Annotated in this window: 19 protein-coding genes; 12 read left to right on the top strand and 7 right to left on the bottom strand. The window is 42.7% G+C overall.

The features are described 5' to 3' along the window. Nucleotides 1–103 precede the first annotated feature (103 nt). Nucleotides 104–1,639 (top strand): glutamine-hydrolyzing GMP synthase, encoded by a 1,536-nt coding sequence (gene guaA / locus OCV57_RS08165; RefSeq protein WP_046439518.1) that lies wholly within the window; start codon nucleotides 104–106, stop codon nucleotides 1,637–1,639. A 232-nt stretch (nucleotides 1,640–1,871) separates the two neighbouring features. Here guaA and OCV57_RS08160 read toward each other — a convergent pair whose 3' ends face one another. From OCV57_RS08160 to OCV57_RS08150, 3 genes are all read right to left on the bottom strand, one after another. Beyond that, on the bottom strand, nucleotides 1,872–2,489 hold the full coding sequence (locus OCV57_RS08160; RefSeq protein ID WP_267301112.1) for a hypothetical protein: 618 nt from the start codon (nucleotides 2,487–2,489) through the stop codon (nucleotides 1,872–1,874). A 43-nt stretch (nucleotides 2,490–2,532) separates the two neighbouring features. Next, nucleotides 2,533–3,054 carry a helix-turn-helix domain-containing protein gene (locus OCV57_RS08155; protein ID WP_267301110.1) on the bottom strand — a complete coding sequence of 174 codons (522 nt, stop codon included), beginning with the start codon at nucleotides 3,052–3,054 and terminating at the stop codon, nucleotides 2,533–2,535. Between the two features lie 68 nt (nucleotides 3,055–3,122). Next, nucleotides 3,123–3,404 (bottom strand): hypothetical protein, encoded by a 282-nt coding sequence (locus OCV57_RS08150; RefSeq protein WP_267301109.1) that lies wholly within the window; start codon nucleotides 3,402–3,404, stop codon nucleotides 3,123–3,125. Between the two features lie 353 nt (nucleotides 3,405–3,757). On the opposite strand from OCV57_RS08150, the gene OCV57_RS08145 reads away from it, so the two are divergent. The 5 genes from OCV57_RS08145 (at nucleotide 3,758) to OCV57_RS08125 (ending at nucleotide 9,521) form a co-directional block, all read left to right on the top strand. Beyond that, entirely contained in the window at nucleotides 3,758–4,936 is a 1,179-nt protein-coding gene (locus OCV57_RS08145; RefSeq protein WP_195387973.1) for a CDP-glycerol glycerophosphotransferase family protein, read from the top strand. A gap of 111 nt (nucleotides 4,937–5,047) precedes the next feature. Next, on the top strand, nucleotides 5,048–5,752 hold the full coding sequence (locus OCV57_RS08140) for an IspD/TarI family cytidylyltransferase (RefSeq protein WP_256319738.1): 705 nt from the start codon (nucleotides 5,048–5,050) through the stop codon (nucleotides 5,750–5,752). Between the two features lie 14 nt (nucleotides 5,753–5,766). After that, nucleotides 5,767–6,840 (top strand): galactitol-1-phosphate 5-dehydrogenase, encoded by a 1,074-nt coding sequence (locus OCV57_RS08135; protein ID WP_022287040.1) that lies wholly within the window; start codon nucleotides 5,767–5,769, stop codon nucleotides 6,838–6,840. 111 nt (nucleotides 6,841–6,951) lie between these two features. Beyond that, nucleotides 6,952–8,811: a CDP-glycerol glycerophosphotransferase family protein gene (locus OCV57_RS08130; RefSeq protein ID WP_195550981.1), complete on the top strand. Its 1,860-nt coding sequence runs from the start codon at nucleotides 6,952–6,954 to the stop codon at nucleotides 8,809–8,811. Nucleotides 8,812–8,840: 29 nt separating this feature from the next. Then, on the top strand, nucleotides 8,841–9,521 hold the full coding sequence (locus OCV57_RS08125) for a ribulose-phosphate 3-epimerase (protein WP_267301107.1): 681 nt from the start codon (nucleotides 8,841–8,843) through the stop codon (nucleotides 9,519–9,521). A gap of 286 nt (nucleotides 9,522–9,807) precedes the next feature. Here OCV57_RS08125 and OCV57_RS08120 read toward each other — a convergent pair whose 3' ends face one another. Together OCV57_RS08120 and thrB are read right to left on the bottom strand one after the other, a co-directional pair. Further along, entirely contained in the window at nucleotides 9,808–10,350 is a 543-nt protein-coding gene (locus OCV57_RS08120) for a DNA-3-methyladenine glycosylase I (protein ID WP_117857107.1), read from the bottom strand. Beyond that, the gene (gene thrB, locus OCV57_RS08115; RefSeq protein WP_022287036.1) at nucleotides 10,347–11,234 is read right to left on the bottom strand and encodes a homoserine kinase; all 888 of its coding nucleotides are present in this window, start codon (nucleotides 11,232–11,234) and stop codon (nucleotides 10,347–10,349) included. The genes OCV57_RS08120 and thrB overlap by 4 nt, the downstream gene beginning before the upstream one ends. Nucleotides 11,235–11,354: 120 nt before the next feature. On the opposite strand from thrB, the gene OCV57_RS08110 reads away from it, so the two are divergent. Next, a complete protein-coding gene (locus OCV57_RS08110; RefSeq protein ID WP_267301106.1) occupies nucleotides 11,355–11,828 on the top strand; it encodes a hypothetical protein in 474 nt (157 codons plus the stop codon). Between the two features lie 44 nt (nucleotides 11,829–11,872). Continuing rightward, complete coding sequence (locus tag OCV57_RS08105) at nucleotides 11,873–12,334, top strand: hypothetical protein (protein WP_117857111.1); 462 nt, start codon at nucleotides 11,873–11,875, stop codon at nucleotides 12,332–12,334. 47 nt (nucleotides 12,335–12,381) lie between these two features. Here OCV57_RS08105 and OCV57_RS08100 read toward each other — a convergent pair whose 3' ends face one another. Together OCV57_RS08100 and OCV57_RS08095 are read right to left on the bottom strand one after the other, a co-directional pair. After that, entirely contained in the window at nucleotides 12,382–13,620 is a 1,239-nt protein-coding gene (locus tag OCV57_RS08100) for a homoserine dehydrogenase (protein WP_022287035.1), read from the bottom strand. Nucleotides 13,621–13,672: 52 nt separating this feature from the next. Then, complete coding sequence (locus OCV57_RS08095; RefSeq protein WP_022287034.1) at nucleotides 13,673–14,119, bottom strand: ACT domain-containing protein; 447 nt, start codon at nucleotides 14,117–14,119, stop codon at nucleotides 13,673–13,675. Between the two features lie 300 nt (nucleotides 14,120–14,419). Here OCV57_RS08095 and OCV57_RS08090 point away from each other — a divergent pair, with 300 nt between their 5' ends. The 4 genes from OCV57_RS08090 (at nucleotide 14,420) to OCV57_RS08075 (ending at nucleotide 18,385) form a co-directional block, all read left to right on the top strand. Beyond that, nucleotides 14,420–14,731: a hypothetical protein gene (locus tag OCV57_RS08090; protein WP_267301105.1), complete on the top strand. Its 312-nt coding sequence runs from the start codon at nucleotides 14,420–14,422 to the stop codon at nucleotides 14,729–14,731. 34 nt (nucleotides 14,732–14,765) lie between these two features. Next, nucleotides 14,766–15,812 (top strand): V0D/AC39 family V-type ATPase subunit, encoded by a 1,047-nt coding sequence (locus OCV57_RS08085; protein ID WP_117857115.1) that lies wholly within the window; start codon nucleotides 14,766–14,768, stop codon nucleotides 15,810–15,812. A 32-nt stretch (nucleotides 15,813–15,844) separates the two neighbouring features. After that, the gene (locus tag OCV57_RS08080) at nucleotides 15,845–17,791 is read left to right on the top strand and encodes a V-type ATP synthase subunit I (protein ID WP_267301103.1); all 1,947 of its coding nucleotides are present in this window, start codon (nucleotides 15,845–15,847) and stop codon (nucleotides 17,789–17,791) included. A 144-nt stretch (nucleotides 17,792–17,935) separates the two neighbouring features. Beyond that, nucleotides 17,936–18,385: an ATP synthase subunit C gene (locus OCV57_RS08075; RefSeq protein WP_022287030.1), complete on the top strand. Its 450-nt coding sequence runs from the start codon at nucleotides 17,936–17,938 to the stop codon at nucleotides 18,383–18,385.

Raw genomic sequence — 18,385 nt, 5'->3', positions numbered from 1 at the left:
TACCCCATGCTTCAAAGAGTGTGTAAATTGCTCTTGAAAAAGGGACGGCAACGTGTTATAATATTTATGTATTTCAAAAAACATAAGGAAAAGAGGTAAATATATGTCACATGAGAAGATACTGGTGCTTGACTTTGGCGGACAGTACAATCAGCTTATCGCAAGACGTGTGAGAGATCACCACGTTTATGCAGAGATAAAAAGCTTTGAAACTCCGATCGAAGAAATAAAAGCAGCAGGCTATAAGGGCATAATCTTCACAGGCGGACCAAACTCCGTTTATGATATGACTTCCCCGCATTATGACAAGGCTATACTTGATCTTGGCATACCAGTCCTCGGCATCTGCTACGGCTGTCAGCTTATTTCATGGATGAGCGGTGGAAAGGTAGAAAGCTGTAAAAAGAGCGAGTATGGCAAGATAGAGATAACAGTCTCCGCAGAGAGCAAGCTTTTCAAGGACGTTCCTGATAAGAATATCGTATGGATGAGCCATACCGACTATGTCAGCGAAGCACCTGAGGGCTTTGTTATCACTTCCCATTCAGATGATTGCCCATGTGCGTCAATGGAGAATGCAGAGAAGAAGATATATGCCGTTCAGTTCCACCCTGAGGTAACTCACAGTGAGTATGGTAACGTCATTTTGAAAAACTTCCTTTACGAGGTCTGCGGCTGTAAAGGCGATTGGGTAATGGATAACTTTATCGAGAACACAGTTGCAAAGCTTAAAGAGCAGATAGGCGATAAGAAAGTAGTTTTGGGACTTTCAGGCGGAGTTGACTCATCAGTTGCCGCAGGACTTATCAGCCGTGCAGTGGGCAAACAGCTCACCTGCGTATTCGTAGATCAGGGTCTTATGAGAAAAGACGAGGGCGACTTTGTTGAAGAAACTTTCACAAGACTTTTCGATATGAGATTTGTAAGAGTAAACTGTCAGAAGCAGTTCCTTGAAAAGCTCAAGGGCATAACAGATCCAGAGGAAAAGAGAAAGACTATCGGAACAGAGTTCTATAAGGTATTCTGGGATAAGATCAGAGAAGAGGCAGACGGCGGATTTTTTGCACAGGGTACTATCTACCCTGACCGAATCGAAAGCGGAAAGGGCGACGCTGCTACAATAAAAACTCACCACAATCAGGTAAAAATGCCTGAAGACATCAACTTTGACGGCGTTATAGAGCCATTGGGCGACCTTTTCAAAGACGAGGTAAGAAAAGTCGGCGAAAAGCTCGGCATACCAAAGGAGCTTGTATGGCGTCAGCCGTTCCCAGGCCCAGGACTTGGCGTAAGAATAATCGGTGAGATAACAGAGGATAAGATAAAGGTGTTGCAGGAAGCAGACGCCGTTTTCCGTGACGAGATCAAGAAAAGCGGAATTGAAAGCAGCCTGAGCCAGTTCTTTGCAGTTCTCCCGAACGTCCAGACAGTAGGTGTAATGGGCGACCACAGAACCTATGACCACCTTATAGCTATCAGAGCCGTAACAACAGACGACTTCATGACAGCCGATTGGGCAAAGATACCATACGATGTTCTTGCAAGAATATCCAACAGGATAACAAACGAAGTAGACCATGTAAACAGAGTAGTTTACGATATAACCTCAAAGCCACCGGGAACGGTGGAGTGGGAATAAATTGAAAAAGTCTAAAAACCCAGTAATATCAAGGTTTTCAAGGTTTTCAAAGAGCCCGTTGATAAGATTTTGATAAGATTCTGCTCGGTACCTTTTATCGTGTGTATCGAGTGGTTTGTGAGTAAAAAGTAATATCTTGTGGCTCGCAAAAATACCATATTAACATTAAACCCCGTACTGACGGATTAAAGTCAGTACGGGGTTTTTGTCGTTATTATTGCCATTTTATAGTCTAAATTTCCCAAGCAAAAGAAACTAAGTGATAGGTTTGGAGTACATCTCTTTTAGGTGCATCGCAAGGGAGATTATCGAAATCACCTACATAATAAGTTGCATTATGCAATGATGGATATTTTATTAAATTATCTTCTAAAAAATCCGCAATAAATGTGCCAGCTACAAATGAATCATATATTTGCTTCTTTTTTCGGGTTTCAGTCCAAACATCTGCCAATATCACACCAAAAATTTGATAGTTTGAGATATCAGGAATTCTTGACATAAAATCGGGCGAATATTTGTTTTTGACATTTTGAATTCGATCAATATCATTAGCGATACTTTCAATTTTTGTATGAGGATTTGAAAACCGTTTTGATTCGATCAGAAGAAGCCTTTTGTTTTCAGGGTCAATTATTACTGCATCATAATGTAAATTGTTATTTTCTCCAAACTGGAATTCAAACCAAGTAATTGCAGAAGGATTTATCCGTTCATATGCATTTGCAAAGTTGACAGATAAATTTCTTTCCGTAAAACCTGTACTGTTTTTAGATGGATAAAGTATGGAAAAGATGCGCTGATAGTTATAACGATAATTTTCAAAAACATCTAAAAAATACTTTGGCATAAATAATCTAACCTCCAAAAATTGTTTACCTCAAATTTTCAGTTTACAGCTTATCCTTGAACGCTTCTACCATAGCGTCGCTGAAATTCTGTGATGGTACTTTTACAAAACCGGAAGTTTCATCATACTTCGGATAATTGTAGCGCCACTTATCATATTCGTCACGGTTAATATCGCCGTTATGATATTTCTCCGATTGTTCAGCCCACGCATTAAGCATTTCCGAAAGCTCGGCGGCATCCGTCCCCTTGCGAGAGTCTGCATACATTGAAACACCGTTTTCCGTCTTTACTATTGTCAATCCATATCTGTCCTCTAATGTAAACAATGTGTGCATTAACCCTATGTAGCTGTCGATGTCGGGAACAGATAGCGCCTGTGGAGATATATCGAAAACCTCTGCAAGTTTATTTGTTAAATCTGTTTTTGGTGTTCTTGAGCCGGATTCATATTGTGCCATGCGAATGTCAGCGGTCTTTTCGGGAAATCCGACCACCTGTCCTAAATATTTCTGTGTCATTCCCCGCAAATTGCGGAAAAACCGAATTCTCTCACCGATTGCCATAGCGATTACGCTCCTCATTTTTTGTTCTGTGCAATCAGTATAGCATACAGCTTTATGCAATTTAATGCCTAAATACTCTCGCACAAACCTTTAAGAGTATTGTAAGCCTTGTCAAGATCAGTTAACTTGGGAACAATTACAGTGATACCAAAACAATCGTCCCATTGGAAAATCAGCCCAAGCTCATCATTGTCTACTTTGTATTGCATTGAGTCGGATATCGCCCTGATCTTGCCGTGAACCATGTCTCGGTATGCTTTTAAAAGCACAACAAATTCGTCAGGCTCACCAGGATAATCACAAAATATGAATATCCACCTTTCTTTATTAGGCCAACGAACTTCATACATAAGACCACTTCCTATTTATGATGATTTTACTACATTATAGCATGTTGTTCAAAGCGGGTCAATAGCTGTTTCCTCACATAATAAAAAATACTTTGTCAGTTAATAAAGCAGAAATAGTCCCATCTTCACATTATTCAAATAATTTCACAAAATTACAAATACCCCCTTGACACTTCTCCCGTTCTGCACTATAATACTACACAAGAGAACTTTTTTAGCGTTGTGCATACGTTAAAATGAGCATAATAAAGCTCAGAAAATAAGCTTTTTTGTGAGATGTGCCGCAAAAGTGTCCTGTTATTTGTTAAAGTGTAGACAAACGGCGCATAATATGATATAATGTAGGGTGAGAAATGAGCGGTTTAAAACAGGCGGTCAGAAACACCGCCAAGATCATAATGTTCAAAGGAGTATATCCCCTTTGCTATAAAGTGTCAAGCCTTAGACCTTTGAGAAAAAACAAGGTCATCTTTGCCGAGATAAGAAGCGGTACGCTGACGGATAGCTTCCGCTATATCTATGAGGAGATAAAGACCAGAGGACTTGATCCGCAGGTCTATTACGTCCATAATAATAAGGGCGGAATGGGCTATCTGCTGAGATATCTGAAGCTTACTTGGCTAATGGGAAACGTGGGTTGCGTTTTGCTTAACGATACCTGTAATCTGTTCGGAGCTTTTAAGTTCAGAAAAGGCACAAAGGTCATTCAAACATGGCATTCCTGCGGAGCTTTTAAAAAGTGGGGAGAAAGTATCACCGACCTCTCTTTCGGTGAGTCGCTGGAAGAATTGAGAAAGTTCCCTGCCCATACAAGCTATACACTTTGTACCGTCAGCAGTAAAGAGTGCATATGGGCTTTCAAGGAAGCTTTCGGTTTTGACCTTGATAATAATAGCGTGCAGGCAATAGGCGTATCTCGTACCGACTTTTTCTTTAAAGAGGAAAATCGTGTGAAAGCCTTTGAAAATCTCTATAAGAATTGCCCGAACGCACAGTATAAAAAAGTCCTGCTCTATGCCCCGACCTATCGTGGGGACGCCGATAAGGCTTATATCCCCGAAAAGCTGGATATAAAAGCCCTTAAAGAGAATTTCGGCAGCGAGTGGGTGCTTCTTGTAAAAAGACACGGCTTTGTTAAAAAGGAGTGGGATATCCCCGAGGATTGTCAGGACTTCGCCTTTGACATAACAGAACATATGCCTATCGAGGATCTTCTTTTTACTGCCGATATGTGCATAACCGATTATTCTTCGCTTATTTTTGAATATTCGCTCTTTGAAAGACCTATGATATTCTACGCTTTTGACCTTGACCAGTTCTATGACTATAGAGGCTTTTATTATCCCTATGACTATAGCTTCCTCCCGGGACCAATAGTTAAGACCAATGAGGAGCTTATAAACGCCATAAAGCAGGGAAAAGCCGACCCTACTGTCATTTCTGATTTCAGAGAAAGATTTATGGGCGCTTGCGATGGCCGTTCTACCGAAAGGATAGCCGATTATATTATGTCACAAAACAGCGAATACTAAGTAGGGGTGAACAGCGTTCGCCCGTTGACTGCCGAAACTTTATCGGCGTATCACAATGATTTATTTGTCAGATACATTATTATAATATAAATATCAGTAAGGAGTTTGTCTATGATTTACGGTGCAATGCTCGCAGGGGGATCAGGTACAAGAGTTAAAAGCTCTAAAATACCAAAGCAGTTTATCGAGATCGGAGGTAAGCCGATCATAATCTATACCCTTGAAAATATGCTCAAGGTAAAAAGATTTGATTATATCTATATCGCCGTCCATAAGGACTATGAGAACTATATGAACGAGCAGGTGAAAAAGAATATTCCTGAAAGCGAAAAGGTAAGGATAATTCTCGGCGGCAAGGAAAGAATGGATACTATCAATAATGTCACCACCGCTATCACAAATGATAACGGAATTCATGATGACGATGTTATCGTTATCCACGATGCCGTAAGACCTTTTGTTACAGAGAAGATACTCAACGATTCCATAGATTGTGCCGCAGAATACGGTGCTTGCGTCTGCGGACTTCCATGTGCAGATACTATCCTCCATTCAAAGGGAGGAGAGTATGTTGAAGACATCCCTGTCAGAAGCGAGCTTTACAGCGGACAAGCTCCCGATAGCTTCCGCCTTGCCCACTTTATCCAAATGCAGGATAACCTCACTGAGGAGCAGAAAAAAGTCATCACAGGCACTTCGCAGATATGCACAATGAATAACCAGCCTATCCACCTTATAGAGGGCGACGCTATTAATTTCAAGATAACAACAGACAGCGACCTGCTTATTGTCAGAACGCTGCTTGGCGGTAAATAGAAAGGACTTTTTTTATGAAAAGCTTAATAAACATACCCGAAAAGATGAAAGCACTTGTGCTTTATGGCGTGGGCGACCTGAGAGTAACTGAGGTAGACGTGCCAAAGCTTGAAAAAGGCACCGTATTGCTGAAAATAAAGGCGTGCGGAATTTGTTCAAGCGATATGCCAAGATGCTTTGTAACAGGAACTTACCACTTCCCGACCATACCTGGTCATGAGTTTTCAGGTCAGATAGTTGCAGTTGGCGATGACGTTGACGAAAGCCTTCTCGGCAAACGTTCCTGCGTGTTCCCAATGCTCCCTTGCAAGCATTGTAAAGCCTGCAAAATGGAGGAATATGCACAATGCTCAGGCTATAGCTATTTCGGTTCAAGACAGGACGGCGCATGGGCTGAGTACCTCGTTGTTCCAGTATGGAACTTAGTTCCGTTCGACGATACCCTCGATTATAAAACAGCAGCGCTCTGCGAGCCTGCCGCTGTTTCAATGCACGCTGTAAATATCGGTGACATCAAAGAGGGTCAGAACGTTGTTATCATAGGCACAGGCACAATAGGCTTTATGATAGCCCTTTTTGCAAAAGAGAGAACAAAGACCGGTAAGGTGGTTATCGCAGGCCGTTCAAAGAATAAGCTTGAGTATGCAAAGAAGCTGGGCTTTGACGTTGTTGATACAAGCGTTGACGATCTCCCTGCACAGGTGAAGAAGATAATAGGTATCGACGGAGCAGACGTAACATTTGAAGCTGTCGGCTCAAACGAAGCTATCGCTTCCGCTATCGAGTCAACAGGCGCTCTTGGCAGTATCGTTCTCGTTGGCAACCCGTCAACAGACCTTATCCTGCCTAAGAATATCTATTGGTCAATACTGAGAAAGCAGATAACAGTCAAAGGCTCATGGAATTCCAGCTATAACAGCAGAGTGAACGATTGGAAGAAAGCCCTTGAAGTTTTCGAGCATAGCGACGTAAACTTTGCCGATCTTATCACACATACATTCACAATAGAGGAGAACGAAAAGGCATTCTCCGCTATCAGAAACACAGGCGAGTTCACCTTAAAGGTAATGTTCACATTTGACGATTAAACAGTCTGCTGTTTGTAAATTTGAGTAAAAATTTTGTAGTCGCTTTTCAAGACCTGAAATGAAAGTTGAGAGGGATAGATAAAAGCGGCGGAAAGTAAGGAATAGTTTTAAATGGATAATATGACTCCCGAATTTGAAGAGATATACGGGAACAGAAGAAAGACTATTGAGAGATTAAAAGAGAGAAACAAAAAATTCGCAGAGCTTACAAGAGTAGAGTTCAAGAGAGTTATCCTCCATATCGAGGGCGAGCTTGTGGGCTTTGAAAAAGACGAGCTTGAAAACTTGTCAGCAAGATTTGTCACACATGATAGAACTTGTATGTTCCCTGCCCAGCATTTTGAAGTAAGCGGAACTCATTTTCATCTGACAGTGAATATAATGTCCGCCAATAACGAAGCTCCTATCGCCACAGGCGACTATGACCTTAAAATATTCACAAAGTATAAGGGCATGAATAAACCGCAGATATCAACAGATACAGTGGATTATGTCCTCAGTGGCAGTACGCTTCTCAAGCTCACCTATGATAACGATGGCAGATGCCTGTCAAAACAGGTGCTTACGAACGAGTATCCTTGTATCATATCCGATAAAGTGGAAACTATAGAGGACGATACAAAGGCGAACCCTATGAACTTCAAGCTCAGACGAGGCGCAGAAAACCTTTTCTATGCCGAGTCTGCAAGCGATATGGATACACTCGAATATAAGCTTGCCGTCACCTATAAAGAGCCTAAGCCTTCCCAGACCTTGCCAAAGCGTATTGAGAAGAAGCTTCAAAACCGTAAGAAGCTTATCATAAGAGATGTTTACGGCTTAAAGATATGGTGCTTTAAAAAGGCTTTCTCGTTCTTTAAGCATTTTGCTAAGAAAAACGGGGATATTATCCTCTTTGCCAGCGGTTCGAGAGCCGAGATAGGCGGAAACGAAAAGGTCATCTATGACCGCATGATAGAAAGAGGACTTGACAGCAAGTATAAGTTCAGATTTGACTTCAAAGCAAGTATCACTGTCAATAGGTCGATACCTGCCATGATAAGGTTCGTCTACTATCTTGCAACCTCCGATATCATTCTTATAGATGATTATTATCCTGACATCTACCTTGTGGATTATCCTAAGAACGTCAAGGTGCTTCAGGTTTGGCACGCCTGCGGAGCGTTCAAGTCATTGGGCTTTGAAAGACTGGGAAAGCCGGGCGCACCTCCGTTCAATACAAGGGTGCATAAGTGCTATACCCACGTTCCTGTAAGCTCCTATCATTCTGCGCTCCACCATGCAGAGGGCTTCGCTATCGACGAAAAGAAGTTCTATCCTGTGGGTATCCCAAGAACTGATATCTTCTTTGATGACGAATATAAAGCCAAAACAAGAGAGCAGATGCTGGAAGTTTTCCCTGAGTGCAAAACTGCAAAAACAGTTTATATGTATGCGCCGACCTTCAGAGGAAACAACGCAAATAATGCTCATTTCCCATTTGATAAGCTTGACCTTACAGCATGGGGCAAATTTCTTGATGAAACGGACTCAGTCCTTATCGTAAAGCTCCACCCGTTTGTAAAAAGGCGTATCGAAATACCTGACGAGTATGCTCACAGAATACTTGACGCCTCCGACTACAGAGAGGTAAATGATATCCTATTTATAGTTGACGTGCTTATCACAGACTACAGCTCTATCATATATGAGATGTCACTGCTTAAAAAGCCAATGCTTTTCTTTGCTTTCGACCAAAAGTATTATGAAGCAACAAGAGATTTCTATGAGCCGTATGAGGAGCTTGTTCCTGGTAAGATCGTCCACGATTTTGATGAGCTTATGACCGCTCTCAGAGATAAGGATTACGAGTTTGAAAAAATGGATGGCTTCATAAAGAAGAACTTCAAATATACAGACGGCAAGTCCACAGACAGAGTAATAGACCAGCTTATCATGGGCATTGAGCCTGAAGATAACAGCAGAAGATAAAAAAGATGAATAGAAACAGGAGGATCAGTATGGACAATGGTATGATATCAGTCTCAATGATGTGCGTCCATCTGGGACAGATAAAGGAATATCTTGACGCTTTTAAGCGCAACAATATCGAATATCTCCATATAGACGTAATGGACGGCTCATTTGTGCCGAATTTCACGCTTTATCCTGATTATGTAAAACAGCTCCGTGATCTAACGGATATCCCATTTGATTTTCATTTCATGATAGAAAAGCCTGAGGAAAGGCTCCAGTGGTTTGATATCAGAGAGGGCGATTATGCGGCAGTGCATTATGAAAGCACAAAGCATATCGCAAAGTGCCTGCAATATCTCCGTTCTATCGGTGCAAAGCCTATCTTGGCTATCAATCCCGGCACACATATCTGCGTGGTAGAGGAAGCCGTAGACTTCATAGACGGTGTGCTTGTCATGACGGTAAACCCTGGCTTTGCAGGACAGAAGCTCGTGCCTAACACGGTGGATAAGGCAAGACGTCTTAGAAAGTGGCTTGACGAAAACGGCCACGAGGACATCATCATAGAAACTGACGGCAATATGTCAAACGAGAACTGCCGCAAGCTTTACGAAGCAGGTGCAAGAATGTTTGTTGCAGGAACATCGAGCCTTGTTAAGCCGCAGGTAGAGGGTATAGACGAAAGGATAGCCGAAAACCGCAAAAATATTTGTCCTTTGGAATAAAAAAATTGAAAAATGCAGCCGCTCTGTATACATTGTGCAGGGCGGCTTTTATTTCACACTTGTGGTATCCGCACAACGTTTGGCAAGACATTGTCAGCTTTTTTTCATTCGTGACAAATTCAAGCTTAACCGCTTCGATATCGGGCTGTCGAGGGCGCCAGCCCCTACACCAAAGTTCTACCGCCGCAAAATTGCTGTCGCTCTTTGCGGACTTTACCTTGTATAAGAGGACACAAAAAGCGGTGCAGAGTTTCCACTCTGACACCGCTTTGCTTATATCTTTACTTTATTTTTCTCTATAAAGTCCACATTCACTATCATGGGAATATATCACTCCCACCGCTTGCAAAAACGAATATATTATCACGCTTCCCACGAACTTCATTCCACGCTTTTTCAAGTCTGCAGAGATCCTATCGGACCATTCGTTGGTAGTTTTATCGCACTCATACAATATTTCTCCGTCAGTAAACTTGCAAAGATAATCATAAAAGCTCCCCTGCTCCTTCACAATATCCCGAAATATTCTTGCATTAGAAATACTCGCCCTAATTTTCAGCTTATTTCGCACAATAGAACTGTCAGAGCAAAGCTCTGCGATCTTCTCTTCGTCATATCCACAGACCCTATCAAGGTCAAATTCATCATAAGCCCTGCGGAAATTCTCACGCTTGTTCAGTATGCACTCCCACGAAAGCCCAGCCTGAAAAGACTCCAGCACAAGCATCTCAAACAAATAGCTGTCATCAGTCCTGAGAACGCCCCATTCCTTGTCATGATATTCCACATACTTTGGATTTTTAAGGTCGCACCATTTGCACCTGTTCATATAAGCTTCGTACCCTCGTTGTCAATGTGAAATTCCTTTACCTGCCAGCCTTTAAGCCCTGCGTTGTCAAGAGAAAATTTCATCTTGCCTGCGAAATATTGATTGCTCTCGTCCACAATAGCCATGATAGTTGGACCTGCACCGCTTATGTATGCCGCATATGCACCGTGAGTGTACGCAATGTCAAAAACGTCCTTGCAGTGGGGTATAAGCGCCATTCTGTAAGGCTGGTGAAGCCTGTCATCAACTGCCGTTTTCAGATTTTCAAACTTGCCCGTAAGAAGCGAAGCCGAGAAAAGCGCCGCACGGGAAAGGTTGTAAACTGCGTCCTTGTGTGAAACTTCCTTAGGCAGACAAGCTCTCGCTTCCTCAGTTTTCAGCTCAAAATCAGGTATTATCGCCACGAATTTCAGCTTTGTGAAAACCTCCTGCTTTACCCAGTGTACCTTTCTTCCGTCAAATACCGCCGTCACAATTCCGCCAAGAAGTGCAGGCGCAGTGTTGTCAGGGTGACCCTCTATCTGTGCCGCAAGGTCAACAAGGTCGTCCTTTGTGAGGGGATCTCCAAGCATTTTGTTCGCTCCCACAAGTCCTGCGATTATGCAGGCAGAGGACGAGCCAAGACCTCTCGCCATAGGAATGTTGCTTGTCTGTATAAGTTTAAGTCCCTCAAGCTTTTTGCCGCATACCGCAAAAAGGTCTTTGGCAGAAATGTAAATAAGGTTTCTCTCGTCCGTAGGAATGTCAAGCCCGTCCGCAGCCGTAATGTCTATCTTGTCGCACTCCTCCATTTCAATGTAGTTGTAGTAAGTGAGCGCAAGACCCAGTGCGTCAAAACCGGCGCCAAGGTTAGCCGACGTGGCAGGTATCTGTATTTTTATCATGGTGAAAACTCCTTTATATGTAAAAATGTACGAATAAGCGCAGTTAAAATTGTATTTTACATCAATTGACAATTAGTCAATGTTATGCTATCCTTTAGTTAAAGAAAGGGGGGCGAGCAAATGAATAGAAAAATAATTATCGCTCTGTGTGCATTGTGTCTCTGTGCATTTTGTTCATGCAGTAAAAACGAAGAACAGAACAACTCGTCCGAAAAACCGACCGAAACAACAGCGGTGACAACAGTTTCAACAACGACCACCACCCCAACCACCTCAGAGCTTGTGGCAGACACTCCGCCGCCGTATATGTACTATGAGGGCAAAACATATACCTCACTTTACAAAGCCGAAGAAACTCTTATGTCAACAGACGATAAGATGACCGAAAGGCTGAACGGCTATGAGTTCGTAGGAAACACCCACGAATTTTTTAACGTCGATGAGATGAAGTCAGATTTTGATGTGACTTCACTGCCTGATAACGCCAAGGTCTACCATGACCCTGACAAAGCAGATGACAGCGACCCGTTTATAATTGCCTTTGAAGAAAACGGACAAACCACCCTCTATTATATGAATTTGCTCAGTGAATAACATACTGTAAAAAACGCAATTGATTTCTTTGAGGGGGACTTATTATGAAAAAGAAAACAGCAGTTATTATTCTGGCATTTCTGGCAGTATGTCTTTGCTCGTGTTCAAAAAGCAAAAATGACAGTGGAATAGACTCCGAATATGTTAAAACAGAGAGTGTTGTAACTGAGGAGAGCACAGAGGAAACAACAGAGGTCAGAGGAGCTGATATGTGTCCATTGTATATGTATTATGAGGGTGATCTGTATATCCCTGCGGTCAATCCTGAAGACAGACTGATCTTTGATACAGCCGAGTTAAAAGACTATAAGTATGTTGGAAAAACAACACAATGCAGTGATTGCAGTGGCTTAACAGAGAATTTTAGGGTCACCATTCTTCGTGATAATGCAAAGGTCTATTATGATCAGAATGAACCTTTGGACGGCAAGCCTTTTGCTCTGATGTCTATTAATGAGAACGGCACTGTTTGGATAGCATATCTCAAACTAAATGATCGTGATTAAATATGTAAAGCGGCGGATATTCTTTATCCGCCGCTTCTTGTTTTTTATCAGTATATCCTTATCTTGCTTGCGATCTCAGCGGAGTGTGAAAGGATAGTCAGGTTAGCGTCAATGTCAGCCTCTTTCATGTTCGGCGTGATAAACGCAAGCTCGTTTTCTGTCCTGCCCGAACGCTCTATATACATGAGCTTTCCGAACATCTCAGAAATAGAAGACTTGAGAGCCTCAGCATTTTCAGCCTTTATGCGAACATACATTGAAACGTCCATATCCTTGTATGGCGCAACAAAGTTCTTGTCATCACAATCTTCCCATGTAAGAGCAAGCACTCTGTGATGATGCTTCAGACAATCGATAATGTCGCCTACTACCGCTGAAGCTGTAGGAAGCTTGCCTGCGCCCTGTCCGTAGAACATAACGTCGCCAACGCCGTCGCCTGTTACGCTGATAGCATTGTATACATCGTCAACAGACGCAAGAAGATTTGACTTTGGCACAAGTCTAGGACAAACGATAGCACTCACTCTGCCGTCATCAAGCTTCTTTACAGAACCTATAAGCTTTATAACATAGCCTGCGTTTGCAGCATATTCAACATCATCAAGTGTGATCTTTGTTATGCCTGAGCAGTGTACCATTTCAGGATAAATGTGCTTGCCGTATGCAAGTGAGCCAAGTATACAGATCTTTCTGCAAGCGTCCTCGCCCTCAACGTCAGCCGTAGGGTCAGCCTCAGCGTAACCAAGCTTCTGAGCCATTTTAAGCGCATCGTCAAATGACATCTGCTCTTTTATCATCTTTGTAAGAATGAAGTTTGTTGTGCCGTTGAGAATACCTGATATCTGAAGTATCTCGTTTCCTGCCAGACACTTGTTAAGCGGTCTGATGATAGGTATACCGCCGCCAACGCTTGCCTCGAACAGATAGTTGCAGTTGTGTTCCCTTGCTATTTTAAGAAGCTCTGCACCCTTTTCCGCAACTAGCGCCTTGTTTGATGTAACAACGCTCTTGCCGTGTTCAAGAAGCTTCTTTGTGTAGTCATAAGCGAAAGTCGTTCCGCCTACTACCTCGGCTACTACTTCTACCTCGGCATCATTGAGAATGATGTTGAAGTCTTTTATCATTTTGTCTGCAAATGGAGAATCAGGGAAATCCCTCAGATCAAGAATGTACTTGATGTCACATTCCTTGCCGACCTTTTTTGAGATAGATTCACGGTTTTTCATAAAAAGCTCTACCGTACCAGAGCCTACAACGCCATAACCGATAACTGCTACTTTACACATAAAAAATCCTCATTCCTAATAAATTATATATTGTTAAAATCTTATTTTACCCTTACTCTCCCGATATTATCTTGACTTCCACAACGCCGTGAACTTTAGAAAGCTCCTCCGTAAGCACGTTGGTGCTAAGTGCGTCATGCTCAAATCTTACCGAGAATGTCACCGTCGCCACCGAGTCGATAGGAATATTCTGGTTTATGGTCAGAATATTCGTGTTCAGCTCGTAAAGCCGTGATATAATGGAGGAAAGCACTCCCTTTTCATCTCTCAGTATGCAGTATACCGAAACGATGTTGTTTGTGAGCTGTTCTTCATAATTGAATACGGAGTCCTTGTATTTGTAGTATGCGCTCCTCGATATCCCCACCTTGCGGCAGGCTTCCGATGAGGTGGAAACTTCGCCCCTTGCCCTCATGCGCTTTGCGGCAAGCACCTTTAGCACAATGTCAGGAAGCACCTCAGAGCTTACGATAACAAGTTTGTTTTGCCCGTTCTCCAATTTTAGTCCACCTCCAAAGTACAGATGTGTGCGTGATAAATACAAGTTTACCACTTTTGTCCCCTTTTGTCAAGTGACCTGACCGCAGATATTCAACTAATTTTTCAAATTCAGGGTAAAATAAAATGTGTATTCTGACTAAAATCATTACACATAGAGCAATTTGTCCAAAGAAAAGTCATATAGATAGTGCAAAATGTATAAAAAGTATGGCTTTGTACCCCTTCAAACTTGCTATTTAAGACAAAAAGGTGTACAATTAATGTTATAAAACTATCCTGCCTGAAAGGGGAGAATAATATGGATATGATAGCAGAAATACTGCAAACAGATAAAGCCGCTGCAGGCAAGCTTGAAAAAGCAGATATGGAAAGAGGCGAACTGCTGGAGCGCACAGTGAAAGAAGCGCAGGAGCTGAAAGAAAACGCCCTGAAAGAAGCCGAAGCCTATAAAATGCAGAAAACCAAAGAGGTCACAGAGCGTATAAATACCGAAAGCGAAAAGATAACTTCCGCACAGAACGAGAAAACAACGGTTCTCGATAAAATATTTGAAGAAAAACATACTCAGTGGGAGAAGGAGATATTTGATAATATCATCTCTCCGAAGTAGAGCAAAAATTCTCCGTGAAAGGTGCTGAAAAAATATGCTTGACAGTTGGTCTGCCAACGGAACAGTGGCGAAAATAAAATATATCCACGGCAGAATGTTTACTAAAGAGAACTATCATGAAATGCTCATGCGAAGAACAGTCCCCGAAGCCGCAGACTATCTTGCACATTCAGCCAGATATAAAGACGCTTTCCGTGACGTTGACCCTAATACCGTCCATAGAGGTTTTGTGGAGGCGCTTCTCCAAAGAGAGAATTTCAATACCTATATGCGCCTGTGCAGATTTCAGGAGCTTGATAAACTGCCTTTTTATGACTTCCTTATAAAAAGCAAGGAGATAGAATGTATTCTGTCCATGATAAACAATATAAATTCAGGACTTGATAATTCTTACCTTAACGACCTTCCCGGCTATGTCATAAAACATTCAAAGGTGAGCCTTCTTGAAATGAGCCGAGCCGAGAACTATGAACAGCTTCTTAAAATACTAAGAAATACACCGTATTATAAGATACTGGTGAAAATACCGCCTTTGGAGGACGGCTCAGCGGATTATACCGAGTGCGAGCTAAGGCTGAGAACAGCCTATTATACCGAGCTTTTAAATACCGCAAAGCATGATTTTTCCGAAATGCAAAGCAAACAGCTCTCAGAAATGATAAGCCGGGAGATAGATTGCCTTAACATAATAAACGCCTACCGTATGAAAGCCTTTTTTGGCTACTCCTCCGAGGAGATAAAAAAACGGCAGATAAGAATAAAAACAGGCACAGGCTCAGTTAAAAGACTTGATAAGTATTATGAGCTTGAAAGCCCCGAAGATATGCTCGAATGGGTGAAAAGATCAAAGTATTCAAAGGGTTGCAAACAGACCTCTGAATATATCGAAAGTATAGTCCGAAGTTCACAGTTTGCCTATCTTTCTCATATCCTCGCCCAAAGCACCGCCGCACCTGTTTCACTCTATGCCTTTATGAAACTGTGCAGTACGGAAGCCTTGAACATCGTGCATATAATCGAAGCGATAAGATATAATGCCGATCCCTCGGCAGTTGAAAAGGATCTTATCATCACCGCCTGAGCGGTAAATTCTCAGGAAAGGAGATAATGTGATTGGCTATAGAAAAAATGTCCCTTGTGAATATAGCAGGGCTTATGGACGAGCTTGACGCCACCCTGAAAAGGTGCTGTGAAAGCGGCTGTTTTCATATTGAGCCTGCGGGCAATTCCCCCGACAGCGCAATGAAGCCCCTCAGCGAGAAAAACGAGTATGACCGACCTCTGAAAGAACTTGCCCAACTTTCCGCACAGCTTGGTATAACTCTAAAGGAAACTGATTTTACCGACTGTGACCTGTCAGCTCCGCAGGATTTTAACTCCCTGTTTGAAAAGTATAATACCCCTTTCAGCGAGCTTAATACAAAGCGGCTGGAGCTTACTCAGCGTATCTCAGAGCTTGGAGGGGCGGTCAGACAAATAGACCACCTGAAAGGTATGCACAGCGACTTTCAGCAGCTTTTCTCAATGAAGTATGTTTCCGTCCGTATCGGAAAGCTGCCTGTGGATAACCTGCCGAAGCTTGACTATTATGACGAGAATTTCTTCTTTGTCCCATTTGAAACGGGAAAAAGCTTCTGCTGGGGAATGTATTTCGTCCCTGAACGTGATAAACAGCGTGTTGATGATATCTTCCACTCAATGTATTTTGAAAGGATACGGATACCGTCCTATGTATCAGGCGACGCAGACGAAGCCTTGGAAAAGCTAAAACAAACTATAGACGCAGATACAGTTGAGAACGCAAAGATAAACGAGCAGATAAACGAGCTTGCCGCAAAAGCAGAGCCTGAACTGCAAAAGGCTTTCTCAAAGATGAGATTTATCCACGATACCTTTGACCTGCGACGAAATGCCGCCGCACTAAACGATAAGTTTTATCTTAAAGGCTTTATCCCCGAAAAGGAAAAAGACCGCTTTGATAAGCTCTTCGAGGATATGCGTTCAGTGTCAGTGGTCTATCTCCCACCTGACGCAGACGCCTCATGTGAGCCGCCTACAGTGCTTAAAAACAACTTTTTGACCCGACCTTTCACAATGCTTGTGGAAATGTACGGTCTGCCTGAGTATAAAGGCTATAACCCGACAGCCTTCGTGGCAATAACCTATACTCTGCTTTTCGGCATAATGTTCGGCGACTTGGGACAAGGACTTCTTATCGTTCTAGGCGGACTTGCCTTAAAGAAAAAGCTAGGAGCAAAAATAAGCGGTCTTGTCACACGCCTTGGCATATCAAGTATGATATTCGGTACTCTCTATGGCTCGTTCTTCGGTTATGAAGAGCTTTTAGACCCTGTGTTTGAGAATATAGGACTTGACTTCCTGCCCCTAAAGGTTTTCAAGCAAACGAACTTTATCCTCATAACTGCCGTTGCCATAGGCGTTGCACTTATCGTTATCTCAATGATACTCAATATCTATATCGGCTTTAAAAATAAGGATTACGAAAAAGCCATTTTCGGCTGTAACGGTATTGCAGGACTTGTGTTCTACAGCTCCGTTGCGGTAGGACTTGTTGGAACGCTCATGTTCGATGTGAAAGTCATGTCCACTCCGTTCGTCATTTTCCTTATCGTAATACCATTGGTGTGTATATTCTGCCGAACACCTTTCTCTATCGCCGTGAAGTATAAACAGTGGCGCTTGTCCGAGGACGAGGAAAAAATGACCGTGGGCAACTTTATAGTTGAAAATTTCTTTGAGATGTTTGAGTTCCTGCTCAGCTATGTTTCAAATACTATGTCATTTCTCCGTGTGGGCGGATTTGTCCTCTCCCACGCAGGCATGATGCTGGTGGTAATGACCCTTATGGAAATGTGTTCCGCCGCCGCACAGCCATTCGTGCTTGTGCTTGGCAACCTGTTTGTAATGGTAATGGAGGGCATGATAGTTGCCATTCAGATAATCAGACTTGAGTTTTATGAGATATTCTCCCGCTTCTATGAGGGCGGCGGAAAACCATTCGAGCCTGTTGGCGTAAAATTTACCTCACAAACGGAATGATATCAAATTTGTGGTATTGTTTTGTAGGGGCGAACTTCGTTCGGTCACTCGCCGTGACGGGCATTTTACCCCGACCCTTATCCATACCCGTACAATGTAATTCGTAAAATCTAAAGTAAAAATAATTTTTTGGAGGAATCAACTATGCTTATCTATTTCCTGCTCCCACTTATAGCAGTCGCACTTCTTTGCGTACCATTCATTTTCACCGCAAAGAAAATAAAGAACGGAAGATCGCCAAAGGGAGCTTTTATCGGTAATCTCTGTACATTTGCAGGCATAATGCTCTGCGCTCTTATCGTCCCTGTAGGTAATTTTGTTTCAGCCGCAAGCGAGGAGGGCGTTAAGGCCGCCCTTTCAACAGGCGCAGGCCTTGGCTACCTTGCAGCAGCCCTTGCCGTTGGACTTTCCTGCGTAGGTTCAGGCATAGCCGTTGCCGCAGGCGCTCCAGCCGCTATCGGTGCAACCTCAGAAGACCCTAAGAACTTTGTAAAGGCTCTTATCTTCGTTGTCCTTGGCGAAGGTATCGCCCTCTATGGACTTCTTATCGCTATCCTTATAATCTCAAACGTAGGCACTGCATTGGGCATTTAA

This window comes from Hominimerdicola aceti (assembly GCF_025567495.1).
Classification (GTDB): Bacteria; Bacillota; Clostridia; order Oscillospirales; family Ruminococcaceae; genus Hominimerdicola; species Hominimerdicola aceti.
This window is presented reverse-complemented; position numbering and strand designations above follow the sequence as displayed.

Bases quoted from the DNA above. Each gene is read 5' to 3' on its own strand.
- OCV57_RS08085 (WP_117857115.1), top strand. From the start codon at position 14,766: ATGCTTGACAGTTGGTCTGCCAACGGAACAGTGGCGAAAATAAAATAT.
- OCV57_RS08155 (WP_267301110.1), bottom strand. From the start codon at position 3,054: ATGGCAATCGGTGAGAGAATTCGGTTTTTCCGCAATTTGCGGGGAATG.
- OCV57_RS08105 (WP_117857111.1), top strand. From the start codon at position 11,873: ATGAAAAAGAAAACAGCAGTTATTATTCTGGCATTTCTGGCAGTATGT.
- thrB (WP_022287036.1), bottom strand. From the start codon at position 11,234: ATGATAAAAATACAGATACCTGCCACGTCGGCTAACCTTGGCGCCGGT.
- OCV57_RS08100 (WP_022287035.1), bottom strand. From the start codon at position 13,620: ATGTGTAAAGTAGCAGTTATCGGTTATGGCGTTGTAGGCTCTGGTACG.
- OCV57_RS08135 (WP_022287040.1), top strand. From the start codon at position 5,767: ATGAAAAGCTTAATAAACATACCCGAAAAGATGAAAGCACTTGTGCTT.
- OCV57_RS08120 (WP_117857107.1), bottom strand. From the start codon at position 10,350: ATGAACAGGTGCAAATGGTGCGACCTTAAAAATCCAAAGTATGTGGAA.
- OCV57_RS08110 (WP_267301106.1), top strand. From the start codon at position 11,355: ATGAATAGAAAAATAATTATCGCTCTGTGTGCATTGTGTCTCTGTGCA.
- OCV57_RS08150 (WP_267301109.1), bottom strand. From the start codon at position 3,404: ATGTATGAAGTTCGTTGGCCTAATAAAGAAAGGTGGATATTCATATTT.
- OCV57_RS08140 (WP_256319738.1), top strand. From the start codon at position 5,048: ATGATTTACGGTGCAATGCTCGCAGGGGGATCAGGTACAAGAGTTAAA.
- OCV57_RS08075 (WP_022287030.1), top strand. From the start codon at position 17,936: ATGCTTATCTATTTCCTGCTCCCACTTATAGCAGTCGCACTTCTTTGC.
- OCV57_RS08160 (WP_267301112.1), bottom strand. From the start codon at position 2,489: ATGCCAAAGTATTTTTTAGATGTTTTTGAAAATTATCGTTATAACTAT.
- OCV57_RS08130 (WP_195550981.1), top strand. From the start codon at position 6,952: ATGGATAATATGACTCCCGAATTTGAAGAGATATACGGGAACAGAAGA.
- guaA (WP_046439518.1), top strand. From the start codon at position 104: ATGTCACATGAGAAGATACTGGTGCTTGACTTTGGCGGACAGTACAAT.
- OCV57_RS08090 (WP_267301105.1), top strand. From the start codon at position 14,420: ATGGATATGATAGCAGAAATACTGCAAACAGATAAAGCCGCTGCAGGC.
- OCV57_RS08145 (WP_195387973.1), top strand. From the start codon at position 3,758: ATGAGCGGTTTAAAACAGGCGGTCAGAAACACCGCCAAGATCATAATG.
- OCV57_RS08125 (WP_267301107.1), top strand. From the start codon at position 8,841: ATGGACAATGGTATGATATCAGTCTCAATGATGTGCGTCCATCTGGGA.